We start from the raw sequence: 15,212 nt of genomic DNA on the forward strand, positions 1-15,212 counted from the left end.
CCCAAATGTACGCTGTAAAATTATTGTTTGAATCTGTTCATTCAGGTGAGCCTAATCCTAGTAAGATAGATGAGCATTATGAAGAGAATCACGATACGCTTTTTGAAGAAAGTATCATTCTCGTTAAAGCGAACAGTTTAGAGGAAGCTCATGATCTAGGGAAAAAGATCGCTATACAATCAGAAAATACGTACGATAATGTATACGATCAACAAGTAACATGGAAGTTTCAAAAAGTACTTCATGTTTTTGAGTTAGATGAAACGCCATTTGAAACAGGAAAAGAATTGTACGCAAGATTTTTACACGTTAAGAAAAATGAAACTGTAGATACAGTAGTTAAAAAATACTATCCTGAATATGAATAAAAGCTCACAGCAATCGCTGTGAGCTTTTTTATACTTACTTCGTTGAATCTCTAAATTGGATACGGTGAGGTAAGATAACAGTGTGATCTTCCACTTTTTCTTTGTTCATATACTTTGTTAATAAACGCATTGCTACTGCACCGATATCATACATTGGCTGTACAACTGTTGAAAGCTGCGGGCGTACCATTAGTGCAAGGCGTGTATTATCGAAGCCAAGTACTTCTATATCAGTTGGTACGTTTAATCCAGCATCTTGAGCTGCGTGGATTACACCTAGTGCCATTTCATCAGAAGATACGAAGATAGCTGTTGGCTTTTCATCCATGCTCCAAAGCTTTTCGAATGCTTCGATACCTGAATCATATGTGTAATCTCCATCGATTACAAGATTTTCATCATATGAAATACTTGCTTCTTCTAAAGCTTTTTTATAACCTTGTAACTTTTTAGCGCTTCCCGCTTTATCAATGAAAGGACCAGAGACGAAACCGATACGTTTATGTCCTTGCTCAATAAAGTGCTTCATTGCATCGTAAGCTGCTTGTGTATAATCAATATTTACTGATGGCGTTTCATTTTGCTCATCAAATGATGCTGCTAATACAATCGGTACTGGGGACTTTTTAAATTCTTCAATGTGAATGTCTGTAATATCTTCACCCATGAAAACAATTCCGTCTACTTGTTTTCCAAGCATCGTATTTAATAAATGGAACTCTTTCTCTTTGTTTTGGTCAGAGTTACTTAAAATGATGTTATATTTGTACATTGTTGCGATATCTTCAATTCCACGAGCAAGTTCTGCATAAAACGTATTTGAGATATCAGGAATAATAACACCCACTGTAGTTGTCTTCTTACTTGCTAGTCCACGTGCTACCGCATTTGGGCGGTATCCTAAACGATCAATTGCTTCTAATACTTTCTTTCTTGTTGTAGGCTTTACATTTGGGTTACCGTTCACAACGCGAGATACGGTAGCCATTGAAACGTTCGCTTCGCGCGCTACATCATAGATTGTTACGTTCATCTCATCGCACACTCCTTCTATTTTTGTTATCTATTTTTATGTATCGGTTACTTGAATGAAAAAAAGACATCAACTCTATTTGCAGATGCCACCAATCGTCCCGAGTTCTTCCTTTTACTAATGATACGATAAAAACGCAGGCTCATACAATATTTTCCCGCAAAAGTTTCGAAAAAATTCGCTTCTTTTCTCGTATTTTCGTATTTTTTATGAAAAAAAGGGTATTTTTTGTAAAAATATAGATGTTTCATAAGTAGAAACCTTATTTTAAACCGTACGATAGTAAATGAAATTGATATGAGCGATTTTTCAAATATATTGACCACACCTCAAATTATATCGGCGATTATCCGCATATTTCGACCACAACTCAAATTATATGAGCAATTTTTCGCATATATCGATTGCAACTCAAATTATATGAACAATTTTTTAAACATATCGATTTACCAACAAAAATCGAACACAACAGGCACTATATAATAGAGAGGAAACTGTTCCAAAATGTTTTTTGGAATGCTTATTTCTTTTTTGTGATTTACTTCCAAATACTTTTAATTCTTTCATAAAGTCATTGAACTGTGAGATATTCATTTACTGCGCTGCATCTGCACCAATTGCCATCGCTGCTTTTGCAGCTGGTGGCAGAAGGTCACGTTGCCCTGTAGAATGCGTAACATCGACAACGATAGGTAAATGTGTTTCTTTCTTTAAAATCGATACAGCGGAGATATTAAGCGTATTATACGTCGCTCTTTCATACGTGCGAATACCTTGTTCACATAAAGACAACTTATTATAGCTGGTACATATACAATTATCACACGATATACCGCAATGAATTACTATAAAAAAACATCGAACATTTTCACTCACAATAAAAAAAGACAGTTTAAAACTGTCTTTTTTTACAAGAAGGAAACAAACGGTTTATCGCTGTTTTTCTCTTTTACAATAACTGCCTCGATTTTACTCTCGGACTTTATTTGTAATTGTACTTTCGCATCTTTAGGCAATTTCTCTAACATACCTTGAGCAGCCATTTGAGTAAGAGCCATTAATTCTGTTTTACCATTATATTTAATAACAATATTCATATTTAATGTATCCATTTGATTTTTCTTATAAGTAACTTTAGCATTAACTGGGATAAAATCTCCAGGAGAAAACTCTTTTATTGCCTTACCAAATTCACTTATTTTTGTATTATCTTCTCCATGTGCTTGTGTAAATTCATCAGAAGGATATGAATACGCTTTTTCATCGATTGTATTCCAACTTCCAAGGTTCGTATCATTTTTTTGAACGGTAGCACTAGCAATATACGTACCATTTTTTAACGAACTTGTACTTTCTTGTTTAAAAATAGCAAACGTAATTGGAGATTTGTTATATTTATCATTTTTATTAATAGCTTCTATAAGTTGTTTAGCAACTTCAGTACCTTTAGAAATGGCTTCTTCATTTGATACACTTGTAGACATAGATAAACCAATCATGACACCAGATAAACTTAATTCATTTGAATTCTGTTTCCCGAAATAGTCTTGTTCTATAATATTCGTTAAAACTGGTGCTTCTACTTTCGCGACTAGTTCATCAATTAACTTCTCTGGAATATACTGATTTAATTGTAATACGTGATTTTCTGTATCAAATTGTTGCATTGCAATATTCATTAAACCATTTTCATACTCTGCTAAATCTAATTTAGAATTTGTTTTTATATTAGCTGTATTAATAACCTTTTGTTCTTTTAAAGGAATAACAGTTCTATAATAATCTTTAGAAACAGCAGTTCTCGGAATCATACTTTTTTCTTTTGTATCTTTTTGTATAACTTCATCCTTCTTGCTAATCGTATTATTACTACAAGCTCCCAGTAATAAGCTTACGACTGCGAAGGATAATGCCATTTTCTTCATTACTTAAAACCCACTTTCAACAATCTAATTATTTAGTTTGAACTATTCATAGTGTACCATTAAATATATTTCAACAAAAACAAAAAAAAGAAGCAAGCACCTTTAGCTTGCTTCTTTTTACTTTATATTCTCTTCTAAAGCATCTTTTTTAATATTCCAATGAGAAGTATTCCATACTACTAGCCCATCTTTTATGTATAACACTTGTGGTGATTCGTGCTTAATACTGTACTGTTCTGCAACACGATTCGAAACATCTCTCGCACCTTGCACGTATAAGTAATACGCTGGTACTTCTCTTTCTTCATTGCAGTACGCTTGAAACTCTGTGTATGCACCATGACTAATCGGGCATGTCGTACTATGTTTAAAAAGAACATAAGGCTCGTTCTTTTCTACTAAGACTTCAAGCTCTTCAATTGTTTCAAGTTTTGTCATATTCATCAAGATTCACCTCTCATACGAAATCTAGAGCGCTTCTCGTTCTTTTCAGCTTTTTTCTCAATTTTTTCTAATTTACGCTCTTCTTTTTCAACCTTCTTCTCTTGTCTCGATGCACGGTAATGATTGTATACTTCAATCGCCGCACTACTCCACTGTACAACTTGCGCTACTTTATCTGCATTATTTTCAATTTCGTCCGTAACAGACTCTGATACATTACGAAGTTTCGTATTTAAAGAATGGATTGTTGTTCCAATTCCATCTACACCTGCTACCACTTTATTTAATGATTGCGACTTCTGTTGAATATCATCAGCTAACGCATTTGTTTTATGTAATAATTGCTCCGTCTCTACACTAATTCCTTGCATTTGCTTTTCTAAACCTTCTAACGTGCTTGCAACGTTTTCTAACGTCTTCTGAACCGATAACAACGTTCTACATACATACACTACTAACACAGCAAAAGCAACCGCGATAATAGCCGCACTTACATATAAAAGAACTTGCATTTCATCACTTCCTTTATCTTTTTTCATACTTTATCCTATTATACAATCATTTTCCGTTTCATTCTAATCCCTATCTTTTCATTAGAATTTTCATACTTATTCGTTAACTTTAACATAAATGATTCAACAAATTCCACTAAGTAGGTTACAATAAGAAAGGATACATAATTAGTAGGGAGGCTTTACATATGAAAGATCCACGCATTGAAAAGTTAGCATACAATTTAATTAACTACTCTATTCGCTTACAAAAAGGCGAGAAAGTATTAATTGAAAACTTTGGCTTACAAAAGGAACTTGTAACTGCACTTGTAAAAGAAGCATATGCAGCTGGTGGTTTCCCATTCGTTTCTTTAAAAGATCATCAAGTAGATCGCTCTTTATTAATGGGTGCTACTGAAGAACATTTCGAACAAATCGCTGCATATGAAGCGAGCGTAATGAAAGATATGGACGCTTATATCGGGCTTCGCTCTGGCGACAACATTAACGAACAAGCTGACGTTCCAAGTGAGCGCATGAAAGTTCACGGTCAAACAGTTGGTAAAAAAGTTCATAGAGACATCCGTGTTCCGAAAACACGCTGGGTTGTTCTTCGCTACCCAAATGCTTCTATGGCACAGCTTGCTAAAATGAGCACAGAAGCTTTCGAAGACTTCTACTTCGAAGTATGTAACTTAGACTACGGTAAAATGGATAAGGCGATGGATAGCCTTGTTACATTAATGAATAAAACAGATAAAGTTCGCCTAACTGGTCCTGGAACTGACTTAACATTCTCTATTAAAGACATTCCAGCTATTAAATGCTCAGGTCATTTAAACATTCCAGACGGTGAAGTATACTCTGCACCAGTTCGTGATTCTGTTAACGGTACAGTTTCTTACAACACACCATCTCCTTACAACGGTTATACATTTGAAAATGTACAACTTAAGTTTGAGAACGGCCAAATCGTTGAAGCAACTGCAAACGATTCAGAGCGCATTAACAAAATCTTTGATACAGACGAAGGTGCACGCTACGTTGGTGAATTCGCAATTGGCGTAAACCCATACATCTTACATCCAATGGGAGACATCCTATTCGATGAAAAAATCGATGGTAGCTTCCATTTCACTCCTGGACAAGCTTACGACGATGCATGGAACGGCAACAACTCTAACATCCACTGGGATTTAGTATGCATCCAGCGCCCTGAATATGGCGGCGGCGAAATTTACTTCGACGACGTACTAATCCGTAAAGACGGACGCTTCGTTGTATCTGAACTAGAAGCTTTAAACCCAGAGAACTTAAAATAATAACAAAAACGCTCGGGATTTTATCCGAGCGTTTTTTTATCTTCACTCTATATTGAGCTACTTTTCTCGCTTTTTGTTTGCTGGAAGTGAAAATAATACAAAAGCGCCACTGCAATAGTACCAATCAATATCGGAACATATAAAGGCAGATCCCATTTCATATATACTCTAGTGCAGCCAACAATCACGAACAAAATTTCCAAGCAAAACAAAGGTTTTACATATTTCATTTCTTCCCTACCATTTCTATTTTCACATTCGGATTTTCTTTTTCTACAAGTGATACAAACTGCGTCATATCTTGCGGCATCGCAATCATATGTACTTTGTATGCATTCGTCGTAATTTCAAGGGACTTCCCAACTTGACGAATTATTCTTATCTCTTTCAATACGATATCATCATTTAAAATACCGTACTTTAGCACGCCATTTTCTACTTTATGTTTTTTAATAAATACTTCCCAAACGAGTGGTACATTTACAATAAAGCATAAACCCATCCCAATTAATGCTGACATCCACTGCTCTTTATTTGCGAAAAGCATGACAAGTGGATATACGAACATAAAAACTAACGTGAGACAAACGAAAATTACTACCGACTTACTTCTTTGAATCGGAATGTTCATACACGCACCCCCTAACTTAAATTATAACATTTTTTTCCATTTTAGTTCATAAAAAAAGGCCATTTCTACATGACCTTTTTCACAATGTACCTATAAAATTTCTTATCTACCTCTAACACTGGAAAACTTTTTGGCAACTCTTCTACATTCACACTTTGAAAACCATTCTTTTCATAAAATCGATGCGCCGCTAAAAATTTCACTGTCGTTCCCAAATAAATATCTTTCAGCTTTTTATTCTCAGCCCACGAAATTGCTGTTTGGAGCAACTTATGTGATGCACCCCATTCTTTTCCGCGAAATTCTTTTTTTACGAACATTTTTCTTAGCGCTACTTGCTGATTCTCAATATCTAACAAAGCTACTGTTCCAACTACTTTCCCACCATAAGTTGCAACCCAAAAGTTTCCGTAATTCCTTTGATAGAACGTTTCTATTTCAAGTAAGTCAGGCTGCTCTTCTTTCGTAATTGGGACATTGTACTCTTTTTGCTGAATATGAACAACGAGATCTACTACTTCATCTTGAAACTTATTTTCATAAGGGATAATACAAATCTGCTCGTTCATCGAATTTCCTTCCATTCTGAAGCTAGTAAACTATAAACAGCAATATCATGAAAATGATCATATATCCATTCATCATCTCTTAAAATACCATCTAATTTAAACCCTAAACGTTCTGGAATCGCGCGGCTTTTCACATTTTCAACACCGCACCTGATTTCAACTTTATTCAGCTTTAAATTTTCAAATGCATAATGAAGTACAGCCTTTACGCTACGCGTCATAATGCCTTTCCCACCAGCATCTTCTGTAAGATAATATCCAAGACTCGTCGCTTTCTTCCCCCAGCTTACCGGATGAATGCCTACCATTCCAACGAGCTTCCCTTTGTAGCGTATACCACTTTCAAAACCGTCTCCCTCTGCAAATTTCTTTAACCACATTGGAAAGATCTCATCATAAGCATCAGCGGATTTCGTCCCATCTACCCAAGGGAGCCATCTTCTTAAATGGTTACGATTTTGATCTAATAATTCATATAATTCCTCTTTATGATGTTTTTCTAATAGTTGTAGTTCAATTTCATCATCTACTCTGAGTGTGAACATGTTTTTTAACCCCTTTTTATTTTTCTTATTATTCTAACATCTCAAAATAAAAAATGTTAAATATTCACACTTTCTTTTGATTTTATTTGTATAAAACCGGAAGAATACAATACTCCCGTAACAACTAATATCATCCCTATACATTGTGCGGGTGTTATATTTACTCCTTCTATAAAAGAAATAAGCATTGTAACAACAGGCACTAAATTAAAAAATAAAGATGTTCTCGCTGCACCAATTTGAACAATTCCATTATTCCACCATAAGTAACCAAGCACACTCATTCCCATTGCCATGAAGAGAATCGCTCCCCAAGCTAATAAAGGAACCTCCGAAACGGGTACTATACTTTTTTGCGTGGAAGATATCATAATAAAGGCAAGCGCACCAATCGTCATCGTATATGTCGTCGTTTGTATTGGGCTACCAGCTTTAATAAATCTTCTACCTAGTACACCGTATAACGCCCAACAAATATTCCCTAGTATAATATAAAAATCCCCTTTAGAAAATGATAAATGTTGTAGTGCGGTAAACGAGCCTTGTGTAAGCACAAAAACAACACCAAGTAGCGCAAGTAACATTCCAATTACTTGGCTCTTCACTATTTTCTCTCGTAAAATGACACTTGCTAATAACGTCGTAACGAGCGGATTTGTCGACATAATAAGTGCACCATTCATAGCTTCTGTATATTTCATTCCTAAAAAGAAAAAGAAGTTAAAGCCGAATACACCAACTATACCAAGCAAAAGGTAATAAGCCCTATTCTGTCTCCATACTTCCCACTCAAAATCTTTTCGTATTTTTAATAGACATAACATCACAAGTGCAGCAATTCCAAAGCGCCATGCCGCTATATGAATCGCTTCGAAATACTGCACCGCATATTTCGAAGCGTTAAATGTCCCACCAGTAAATATCGCAAATCCTAACAGCTGCGCATATACTTTATTCTTCATTGTCAGCCTCCGAGTTTTTCTCTTCTAAAAAACCGTAATAAATTTCTAATTTCTCTTCTGTTAGTTGAACTACTTTTTGCAATTGTTCCTGTTGTTCTTTTAACCGCTCTAAGTGAGTTGTTAAAATTAAAATTCTCTTTTTTACTTTCGTAGGTACTTCCTCTTTCCGCTGCTTGATTTCCTCTATAATACATCCATCACTTGCAAACTCAGCGATTTCTTCTAATGACATTCCAGTTTGCTTTAATGAATATAAGAATTTTAATAGACGCACATCACCTTCTGTATACTGACGAATGCCGCTATTTCGCGTTGGTGGTGGTAATAAACCTAACTTCTCATAATAGCGCAAAGTATGAATCCCCATCCCTGTTAACTCTGCTACTTCACCGATTTTATACATGTTCTCTCCCCCTTGTTTTTACATATTTATCTTACAACCTAGAGTTAACTCTAGGTCAATACGCAAATAAAATGAAACTTTAATCAGTGGGAGTTTTACTGCCCACAAATAGCGGGATAAAATATGAACACAACAAAAAAGACGCACAGCCAAGCTATGCGTCTTTTCTATTACTTCTCTGCAACTTGAACTTCTTTTACGTAAGCTGCTTCGAATTTTTGGATGTCTCCTGCGCCCATGAAAATTAGAACGCCGTTTTTATGTTTCTTTAATACATCCGTTGTTGTATCTGTAATTAGTTCTGCACCGTCAATACGCTTTTGCAGATCTTCGATTGTTAAGTCACCTTTGTTTTCACGTGCTGATCCGAAAATATCACATAAGTATACTTGGTCAGCTTTGCTTAGGCTTTCTGCGAACTCATCTAAGAACTTTTCTGTACGTGAGAATGTATGTGGCTGGAATACAGCGACAACTTCACGCTCTGGGTGTTTTTGACGAGCAGCTTCAATCGTTGCGTTAATTTCTGTCGGATGGTGTGCGTAGTCATCGATGATAACTTGCTCTCCCATCGGCTTTTCATTAAAGCGACGTTTTACGCCTTCAAAAGTTGTTAATTGATGTTTAACTGCTTCTACATCAACATTTTCGTAATGGCAAAGCGCAATTACTGCTAATGCATTTAATACGCTGTGGTTGCCGTATCCTGTAATTTTGAACGTGTCATAGTACGTATTACGAACGAATACATCGAATATTGTACCATCTGTTCTCTTTTGAATGTTACGTGCTTGGAAATCATTATCTTCTCCAAATCCATAGAAAATAACAGGTACTTTCGCTTGAATTTTTTGAAGTTCTTCATCATCACCACATGCAATAATACCCTTTTTCACTTGCAATGCCATCTCTTGGAATGCACCAAATACATCATTGATGTCTGCAAAATAATCTGGATGATCAAAATCAATATTTGTCATAATTGCATAGTCTGGATTGTAAGACAAGAAATGACGACGATACTCACAAGCTTCAAATACAAAATACTTACTATTTTCTACCCCATGCCCAGTTCCATCGCCAATAAGGTAAGATGTCGGGTGTGCACCTTGCATTACATGGGCTAACAAACCTGTTGTTGATGTTTTTCCATGTGCACCAGTTACAGCAACACTTGTGTATTGGTTCATAAGGTCACCTAAAAAGTGGTGGTAACGATGTACTGGGATGTTTAATTCTTTCGCTGCTACGATTTCTTCATGCGTATCAGGGAATGCATTTCCTGCAATAATCACTTGTCCTTCTTTAACATTATTTTTATCAAAAGGAAGGATTGAGATATTACGCTTTTCCAACGCTGTTTGTGTAAAGAAACGCTTTTCATAATCAGACCCTTGAACAGTATGCTTCATGTCATGAAGAATTTGTGCTAATGAACTCATTCCTGTTCCTTTAATTCCTACAAAATGGTAAACTGTCATCTTAAAGAACCTCCAACATTTCGAACTAATACAACGGCCTATCTATAAGACAGTATATGAATCTTTTCTTATTTTGGTAATCATCATACATTTTGATGTAGTGAAGTTATTCTTTCTCTTCACTTATCAGGATAAACTCGTACGTACTTCTTTGTATGCCCATATCAAGTCCATTATAGCAAAAAAGAAGCCGCTATACTATGATAACAGAAAAACTGATAGGGTCAATCACCTATCAGTTTTTCTCTCTTTTACATATCTTCTCTTGTTTCTAATTGAACACGCTCTAGACGTGGGTTTGGACGATATTTACGGCCAGCTTTCGCTTCTGGTTTTCCATTTAATTCTACGTTATCACCAGTAAAGCCAATATTCATTTTTAATAAGCTACTTCCTACCCCGTATATATCCACAGGCACGTTTTGAGCTTCAAATTCACGAATACGCTTCTCATCAAATCCACCAGTTACAACGATGTCTACATGCTGGAATCCTTCCTCATCAAGTGCTTTACGAAGTGCAAATACAAGCGATGGGTTTACACCACGTGGATCGAATGTTCCAAGTACTTCTGGGTGACGAATGAAGTATTGATCAATCATTGTACGAGACGTATCGACACGCACACCTTTTAATGTTGATCCAAATTCACGCGCTACGCGAAGTGCATCTGTAATGACATCATTATTGTAATCAATTAATACAACTAATTCATCTTCTGGGAATTTCTTATGATATGCTTTTGCGGCTTCCACAACATCACCATTAAACATTTGAATTAATGCGTGAGGCATCGTCCCCATACCACTTCTGCCCCACCATTCATTCATCGCATGCGTCGCTTGTGCGCTCATACCTCCGATGTATGCTGCATAACCGTCACCAGCTTGTTGTGTATAATGATCGTCACGGTCTCCCATGAAAATAACTGGTTTTTCTTTATCTACACTACGTGCAGCTTGGACAACGTTATATACGTTTGTCGCAACCGATGTACGACGAGCTAAAATCCCATCAATGACACCTTCTAAAAATCCGAAATTTTCATAAGGACCATGAATTGTTAACACTGTTTCAAATGGACTAATATTATCGCCATCTTTTAAAGAGTTAATTTCAAGTTCCTCAGGATTTTTAGCGAATGTTTGCAGCAATGCAATTACTTCATCTGTTCCGCAAAGAACTGCATTTTCCTTTTGGAAAAATTGCATCGTTACAATACTTTTCGGGCGAAATTCTTCAATGATTTCTCTAGTCTTTAAAAAGTAAACGGCAGAGAACCAACCTTCTCCAACACGTTCGTCAAATTTAAATGTTCTATTTGTTAGTCTATTTATTTCACCTTTTAATTTTAATTCAATTTCTTTCATGTCGCTTTACTCCCTACTTTACTATCCAACATTTTCTCTTAGTATACAGCAAAACCGTTTACTATATATTTGTTTCCTGCATAGCAGCGAATTCATCCTCAGAAATAAGGACATCTCTCGGTTTCGTTCCTCTTCCTTCAGAAATAATCCCTTGCGATTGCATCTCTTCAATGAGACGTGCCGCGCGATTATAACCGATGCGGAATTTTCGCTGTACAGAAGATGTGGACGCTCCCCCTTGTTCTACAACAAATTGACATGCATCTAAAAATAGTTCATCTTCCGACTCACTCTGTTCTGATTTTGCTAATAAATCCTCTTGCTTAAATAAGTAATTCGGCTTCATTTGCTTTTTCACATGATCAACTGTTTTTTCAATCTCATCATCCGATACATATACACCTTGTACACGAACTGGCTTAGATGTACCGTTCCCTAAGAATAACATATCACCACGGCCAAGTAATTTTTCCGCGCCACCAATATCGATAATCGTACGCGAATCAACTTGAGATGATACAGTAAACGCTATACGCGTTGGAATATTTGATTTAATTAAACCTGTAATAACATCTACCGATGGACGCTGCGTTGCAACTAATAAGTGAATACCACAAGCACGAGCTTTTTGGGCAATACGACAAATCGCCTCCTCAACATCACCAGGTGCCACCATCATTAAATCAGCTAACTCGTCAATGACGATAACAATGTAAGGCAATGTCTCACCCGGAATTTCTCGCTCGCTTACAATCGTATTATAACGCGTTAAATCACGGGCACCAGCATGCGCGAACAATTCATAACGGCGTTCCATCTCTTCAACTGCCCACTTTAATGCAGCAGTAGCTGCTTTTACATCCGTAATAACAGGTGCTACAAGATGCGGAACAGAATTATATGGTGCAAGCTCAACCATCTTCGGATCAATTAGTATTAACTTCACTTCATGTGGCTTCGCTTTATATAAAATACTCGTTAAAATTGCGTTAATACACACACTTTTACCAGAACCCGTTGCACCCGCAATAAGTCCGTGTGGCATTTTTCGAATATCGGTTACAATTGGATCACCAGAAATATCAAGTCCAAGCGCAACAGTAAGTGGTGATTCACTCTTTGTAAACACAGGACTTCTTAAAATTTCACGAAGAAATACTGGCTTACTTTCTTTATTTGGAACTTCAATTCCAATCGCACTCTTCCCTGGAATTGGTGCTTCAATACGAATATCTTTCGCAGCTAAACTCAGCTTAATATCATCACTTAAGTTTGTAATTTTATTTACTTTCACACCTGGATCTGGCTGTACTTCAAAACGAGTTACTGCCGGCCCTTGCGATACATTAATAACATGTGCTCCAACATGGAAATTATTAAACGTTGTATCTAACAATTCTTTTTGCTCTTCCAACCATTCCGTATTATCTAACGCTGACTGTTGCGGGATTGACAATAATGCTAATGGCGGAACGGTATATGTTGGTGGTGTTTGTAATACATTTCGCATATCGTTCTCTCTTTGATTTACAACATATGCTTTCTCTTGTGGTTCTGTACTTGAACTTGGCTTTTGTACTTGCCCTGCAACCATTTGTTGTACTGGTCTTTCTTCCACTCGTGATTCTACTACCATTTGTTGCACTGGTTGTTCTTCCATTCGTGATTCTACTACCATTTGTTGCGCTGGTTGTTCTTCCACTTGTGGTTCTACTACAACTTGCTGCATTGGCTTTTCTTCCACTTGTGGCTCTACTACCACTTGCTGCATTGGCTTTTCTTCCACTTGTGGTTCTACTACCACTTGCTGCATTGGTTTCTCTTCCACTTGTGGTTCTACTACCACTTGTTGCACTGGTTGTTCTTCCACTCGTGGTTCTACTACCATTTGTTGCGTTGGTTGTTCTTCTAATTGGTGTACAGGCTTATTCTCTACTCGCTCACTCATAGAAGATTGCATTGCACTCGTTCTAGCCGCATGTCTTTCCATTAATCGCGTTCTGTCTTGTTTCAACATAACAACATTAAATGGTACATGACGCTTTTTCTCACGTTTTGGCTCTTCTTTTTGCACAATTGGTTGTTCTTTAGCGACTGGCCCTTCTTCTACAACTGGTTGTTCTTCAGCGACTGGTTGTTCTTCAGCGACTGGCCCTTCTTCTACAACTGGTTGTTCTTCAGCGGCTGGCCCTTCTTCTGCAACTGGTTGTTCTTCAGCGACTGGCCCTTCTTCTACAACTGGTTGTTCTTCAGCGACTGGCCCTTCTTCTACAACTGGTTGTTCTTCAGCGACTGGCCCTTCTTCTACAAATAGTTTACTTTCCTCTGTTTCTGCAATTAAAACATTCGCAAAACTTTGGACATCTTCCATCGTTTGTTCATCAGCCTCAGCAACATGTATGAATTCATTTTTTTGTTCAATTGCTTCATCTAATACCATTTCTTGCTGCGTTTCCTCAAGTTCTACAATTGCTTCTACTTTAGACCCCTCTGTTTCTGCAATTACTTCTGCTTCTTCAGTTTCTTCTGCTTCCACCACTACTTCTGCTTCCGCCATTACTTCTGCAACTTCTCCAAGCTCTTCTGGTATTTCCACAATGATTGTTTCTTCAAGTTTTTCTTCTGCTTTGACAATCACTGATTCTTCTGGAGCTTGCTTTTCTACTTCCATAATAGGTTGTTCTATTTCTGTATTACGTTTAATTTCTTCTGATAATATTGTATCCTCGTGCTCTACTTTGGAATCTACTAATTCCTCTTGTAAAATGTTTTCATTTAGCACCACTACATCTTTTTCTTGCTCTGCATCTTCCATACGCTCAGCTACCGTTTTATGAAGTAATTCATCCGCTGAAACTTCCTGCGGTGTATTTATTTCTTGAATTACTTCTTTTTCTTCTACTACTGGCTCTTGGCGCTCAATTTCATAACCGTTTTTCTCGAGCCATTGATCAACAACTGACTTTTCTTCCTTTTTACTCTGTTGACCTTGCTGATCAACGTCTTGATGACTAGAAGAAGTCGGTGCTTTTCCTTCTGAGAAATAAGATAATGTATACCCTTTTTTCTCTAACCATGCATCAACGACTGATTTGCCCTCTACAGATATTTCAAGATCTTCTCTTTCCTTTTCTTCCTCCTGCTTTTCTTCCTTTTTCTCTACTGAAGGACGATTATATCCATAAATCGGCGAAATCATTTCTGTTGGACGAAATGGTCTACGGCTACTTTCTTGCGGCGATACAGATACTTTTTTTACGACTGGCTCTGGATCCGGTTCATATTGCACTTCCGGCTCTTCGTATGTAGAAACTGCATTCTCCACATACTGCCGTCTACTTCTCTCCACTTTTATTCCTCTTTGAGTAGGCTGCTCTTCGTATATACCTCTTTGAACAGGTTGTTCTTCAAAGTGAGGTAATTCTCTTACGTCATCCTCATCAAATCCATCATCTGGTATTAATGGAAAACGGCATTTACCTGCATTTCTGCTTGCCATTTGTGCTTCTCTTGCTTCAGTGTAGTGGTTTACACGAGGAATTTTCGGCTGACTTTCAATTTGTTTCATTGCTTCTTTATTCATCGCTGTTTGTTCTTCCTCTTTGTTAAACAGCTTTTTCATCCAATCTAACATGCTTACCACTCTTTCTACTAAATAGTAACAT

The 15,212-nt window shown here is 36.9% G+C and carries 15 protein-coding genes and 1 pseudogene; 2 read left to right on the plus strand and 14 right to left on the minus strand.

Going from position 1 to position 15,212, the window contains the following annotated elements:
• The first annotated feature begins 5 nt into the window (after positions 1-5).
• Positions 6-368: a DUF4288 domain-containing protein gene (locus MHH42_RS23650; protein ID WP_000271416.1), complete on the plus strand. Its 363-nt coding sequence runs from the start codon at positions 6-8 to the stop codon at positions 366-368.
• Positions 369-402: 34 nt separating this feature from the next.
• Here the strand turns inward: MHH42_RS23650 and ccpA are convergent, their stop codons facing one another.
• From ccpA to MHH42_RS23675, 5 genes and pseudogenes are all read right to left on the minus strand, one after another.
• Entirely contained in the window at positions 403-1,401 is a 999-nt protein-coding gene (gene ccpA, locus MHH42_RS23655) for a catabolite control protein A (RefSeq protein ID WP_001103299.1), read from the minus strand.
• 594 nt (positions 1,402-1,995) lie between these two features.
• Positions 1,996-2,214, minus strand: a pseudogene (locus MHH42_RS23660) (bifunctional 3-deoxy-7-phosphoheptulonate synthase/chorismate mutase); the annotation flags it as partial.
• Positions 2,215-2,309: 95 nt separating this feature from the next.
• Positions 2,310-3,326, minus strand: coding sequence for a CamS family sex pheromone protein (locus tag MHH42_RS23665; RefSeq protein WP_000738035.1), 1,017 nt, complete (start codon positions 3,324-3,326; stop codon positions 2,310-2,312).
• A 117-nt stretch (positions 3,327-3,443) separates the two neighbouring features.
• A complete protein-coding gene (gene ytxJ, locus MHH42_RS23670; RefSeq protein WP_070173840.1) occupies positions 3,444-3,770 on the minus strand; it encodes a bacillithiol system redox-active protein YtxJ in 327 nt (108 codons plus the stop codon).
• Positions 3,770-4,282, minus strand: coding sequence for a DUF948 domain-containing protein (locus MHH42_RS23675; RefSeq protein WP_033657337.1), 513 nt, complete (start codon positions 4,280-4,282; stop codon positions 3,770-3,772). The genes ytxJ and MHH42_RS23675 overlap by 1 nt, the downstream gene beginning before the upstream one ends.
• A gap of 188 nt (positions 4,283-4,470) precedes the next feature.
• Here MHH42_RS23675 and MHH42_RS23680 point away from each other — a divergent pair, with 188 nt between their 5' ends.
• Positions 4,471-5,586: an aminopeptidase gene (locus tag MHH42_RS23680; RefSeq protein ID WP_000654730.1), complete on the plus strand. Its 1,116-nt coding sequence runs from the start codon at positions 4,471-4,473 to the stop codon at positions 5,584-5,586.
• A 47-nt stretch (positions 5,587-5,633) separates the two neighbouring features.
• On the opposite strand, the gene MHH42_RS23685 is transcribed toward MHH42_RS23680, so the two are convergent.
• The 9 genes from MHH42_RS23685 to MHH42_RS23725 all read right to left on the minus strand — a co-directional run bounded on the left by MHH42_RS23685 (position 5,634) and on the right by MHH42_RS23725 (position 15,181).
• Positions 5,634-5,816, minus strand: coding sequence for a hypothetical protein (locus tag MHH42_RS23685; RefSeq protein WP_081339638.1), 183 nt, complete (start codon positions 5,814-5,816; stop codon positions 5,634-5,636).
• A complete protein-coding gene (locus MHH42_RS23690; RefSeq protein ID WP_001025038.1) occupies positions 5,813-6,217 on the minus strand; it encodes a PH domain-containing protein in 405 nt (134 codons plus the stop codon). Before MHH42_RS23690 ends, MHH42_RS23685 begins: the two co-directional genes overlap by 4 nt.
• A gap of 65 nt (positions 6,218-6,282) precedes the next feature.
• Positions 6,283-6,786, minus strand: a complete 504-nt coding sequence (locus tag MHH42_RS23695) for a GNAT family N-acetyltransferase (protein ID WP_097837539.1) — start codon at positions 6,784-6,786, stop codon at positions 6,283-6,285.
• Positions 6,783-7,331, minus strand: coding sequence for a GNAT family N-acetyltransferase (locus MHH42_RS23700; RefSeq protein WP_000494649.1), 549 nt, complete (start codon positions 7,329-7,331; stop codon positions 6,783-6,785). The genes MHH42_RS23695 and MHH42_RS23700 overlap by 4 nt, the downstream gene beginning before the upstream one ends.
• 56 nt (positions 7,332-7,387) lie before the next feature.
• Positions 7,388-8,293 carry a DMT family transporter gene (locus MHH42_RS23705; RefSeq protein WP_000792466.1) on the minus strand — a complete coding sequence of 302 codons (906 nt, stop codon included), beginning with the start codon at positions 8,291-8,293 and terminating at the stop codon, positions 7,388-7,390.
• Entirely contained in the window at positions 8,283-8,696 is a 414-nt protein-coding gene (locus tag MHH42_RS23710; protein WP_000276596.1) for a MerR family transcriptional regulator, read from the minus strand. Before MHH42_RS23710 ends, MHH42_RS23705 begins: the two co-directional genes overlap by 11 nt.
• 170 nt (positions 8,697-8,866) lie before the next feature.
• The gene (gene murC, locus MHH42_RS23715) at positions 8,867-10,177 is read right to left on the minus strand and encodes a UDP-N-acetylmuramate--L-alanine ligase (RefSeq protein ID WP_000219460.1); all 1,311 of its coding nucleotides are present in this window, start codon (positions 10,175-10,177) and stop codon (positions 8,867-8,869) included.
• 251 nt (positions 10,178-10,428) lie between these two features.
• A complete protein-coding gene (locus MHH42_RS23720) occupies positions 10,429-11,547 on the minus strand; it encodes a nicotinate phosphoribosyltransferase (RefSeq protein ID WP_000658377.1) in 1,119 nt (372 codons plus the stop codon).
• A gap of 61 nt (positions 11,548-11,608) precedes the next feature.
• Positions 11,609-15,181 carry a DNA translocase FtsK gene (locus MHH42_RS23725; protein ID WP_340894286.1) on the minus strand — a complete coding sequence of 1,191 codons (3,573 nt, stop codon included), beginning with the start codon at positions 15,179-15,181 and terminating at the stop codon, positions 11,609-11,611.
• Positions 15,182-15,212 lie beyond the last annotated feature (31 nt).

It is taken from the genome of Bacillus sp. FSL L8-0099, assembly GCF_038006385.1.
Taxonomy (GTDB): domain Bacteria; phylum Bacillota; class Bacilli; order Bacillales; family Bacillaceae_G; genus Bacillus_A; species Bacillus_A toyonensis.

Excerpts from the sequence above, each read along its gene's own strand:
- MHH42_RS23700 (WP_000494649.1), bottom strand. The coding sequence starts at position 7,331 with ATGTTCACACTCAGAGTAGATGATGAAATTGAACTACAACTATTAGAA.
- MHH42_RS23665 (WP_000738035.1), bottom strand. The coding sequence starts at position 3,326 with ATGAAGAAAATGGCATTATCCTTCGCAGTCGTAAGCTTATTACTGGGA.
- MHH42_RS23710 (WP_000276596.1), bottom strand. The coding sequence starts at position 8,696 with ATGTATAAAATCGGTGAAGTAGCAGAGTTAACAGGGATGGGGATTCAT.
- ytxJ (WP_070173840.1), bottom strand. The coding sequence starts at position 3,770 with ATGAATATGACAAAACTTGAAACAATTGAAGAGCTTGAAGTCTTAGTA.
- MHH42_RS23650 (WP_000271416.1), top strand. The coding sequence starts at position 6 with ATGTACGCTGTAAAATTATTGTTTGAATCTGTTCATTCAGGTGAGCCT.
- MHH42_RS23675 (WP_033657337.1), bottom strand. The coding sequence starts at position 4,282 with ATGCAAGTTCTTTTATATGTAAGTGCGGCTATTATCGCGGTTGCTTTT.
- MHH42_RS23725 (WP_340894286.1), bottom strand. The coding sequence starts at position 15,181 with ATGTTAGATTGGATGAAAAAGCTGTTTAACAAAGAGGAAGAACAAACA.
- ccpA (WP_001103299.1), bottom strand. The coding sequence starts at position 1,401 with ATGAACGTAACAATCTATGATGTAGCGCGCGAAGCGAACGTTTCAATG.
- MHH42_RS23690 (WP_001025038.1), bottom strand. The coding sequence starts at position 6,217 with ATGAACATTCCGATTCAAAGAAGTAAGTCGGTAGTAATTTTCGTTTGT.
- MHH42_RS23720 (WP_000658377.1), bottom strand. The coding sequence starts at position 11,547 with ATGAAAGAAATTGAATTAAAATTAAAAGGTGAAATAAATAGACTAACA.
- MHH42_RS23695 (WP_097837539.1), bottom strand. The coding sequence starts at position 6,786 with ATGAACGAGCAGATTTGTATTATCCCTTATGAAAATAAGTTTCAAGAT.
- MHH42_RS23680 (WP_000654730.1), top strand. The coding sequence starts at position 4,471 with ATGAAAGATCCACGCATTGAAAAGTTAGCATACAATTTAATTAACTAC.
- MHH42_RS23705 (WP_000792466.1), bottom strand. The coding sequence starts at position 8,293 with ATGAAGAATAAAGTATATGCGCAGCTGTTAGGATTTGCGATATTTACT.
- MHH42_RS23685 (WP_081339638.1), bottom strand. The coding sequence starts at position 5,816 with ATGAAATATGTAAAACCTTTGTTTTGCTTGGAAATTTTGTTCGTGATT.
- murC (WP_000219460.1), bottom strand. The coding sequence starts at position 10,177 with ATGACAGTTTACCATTTTGTAGGAATTAAAGGAACAGGAATGAGTTCA.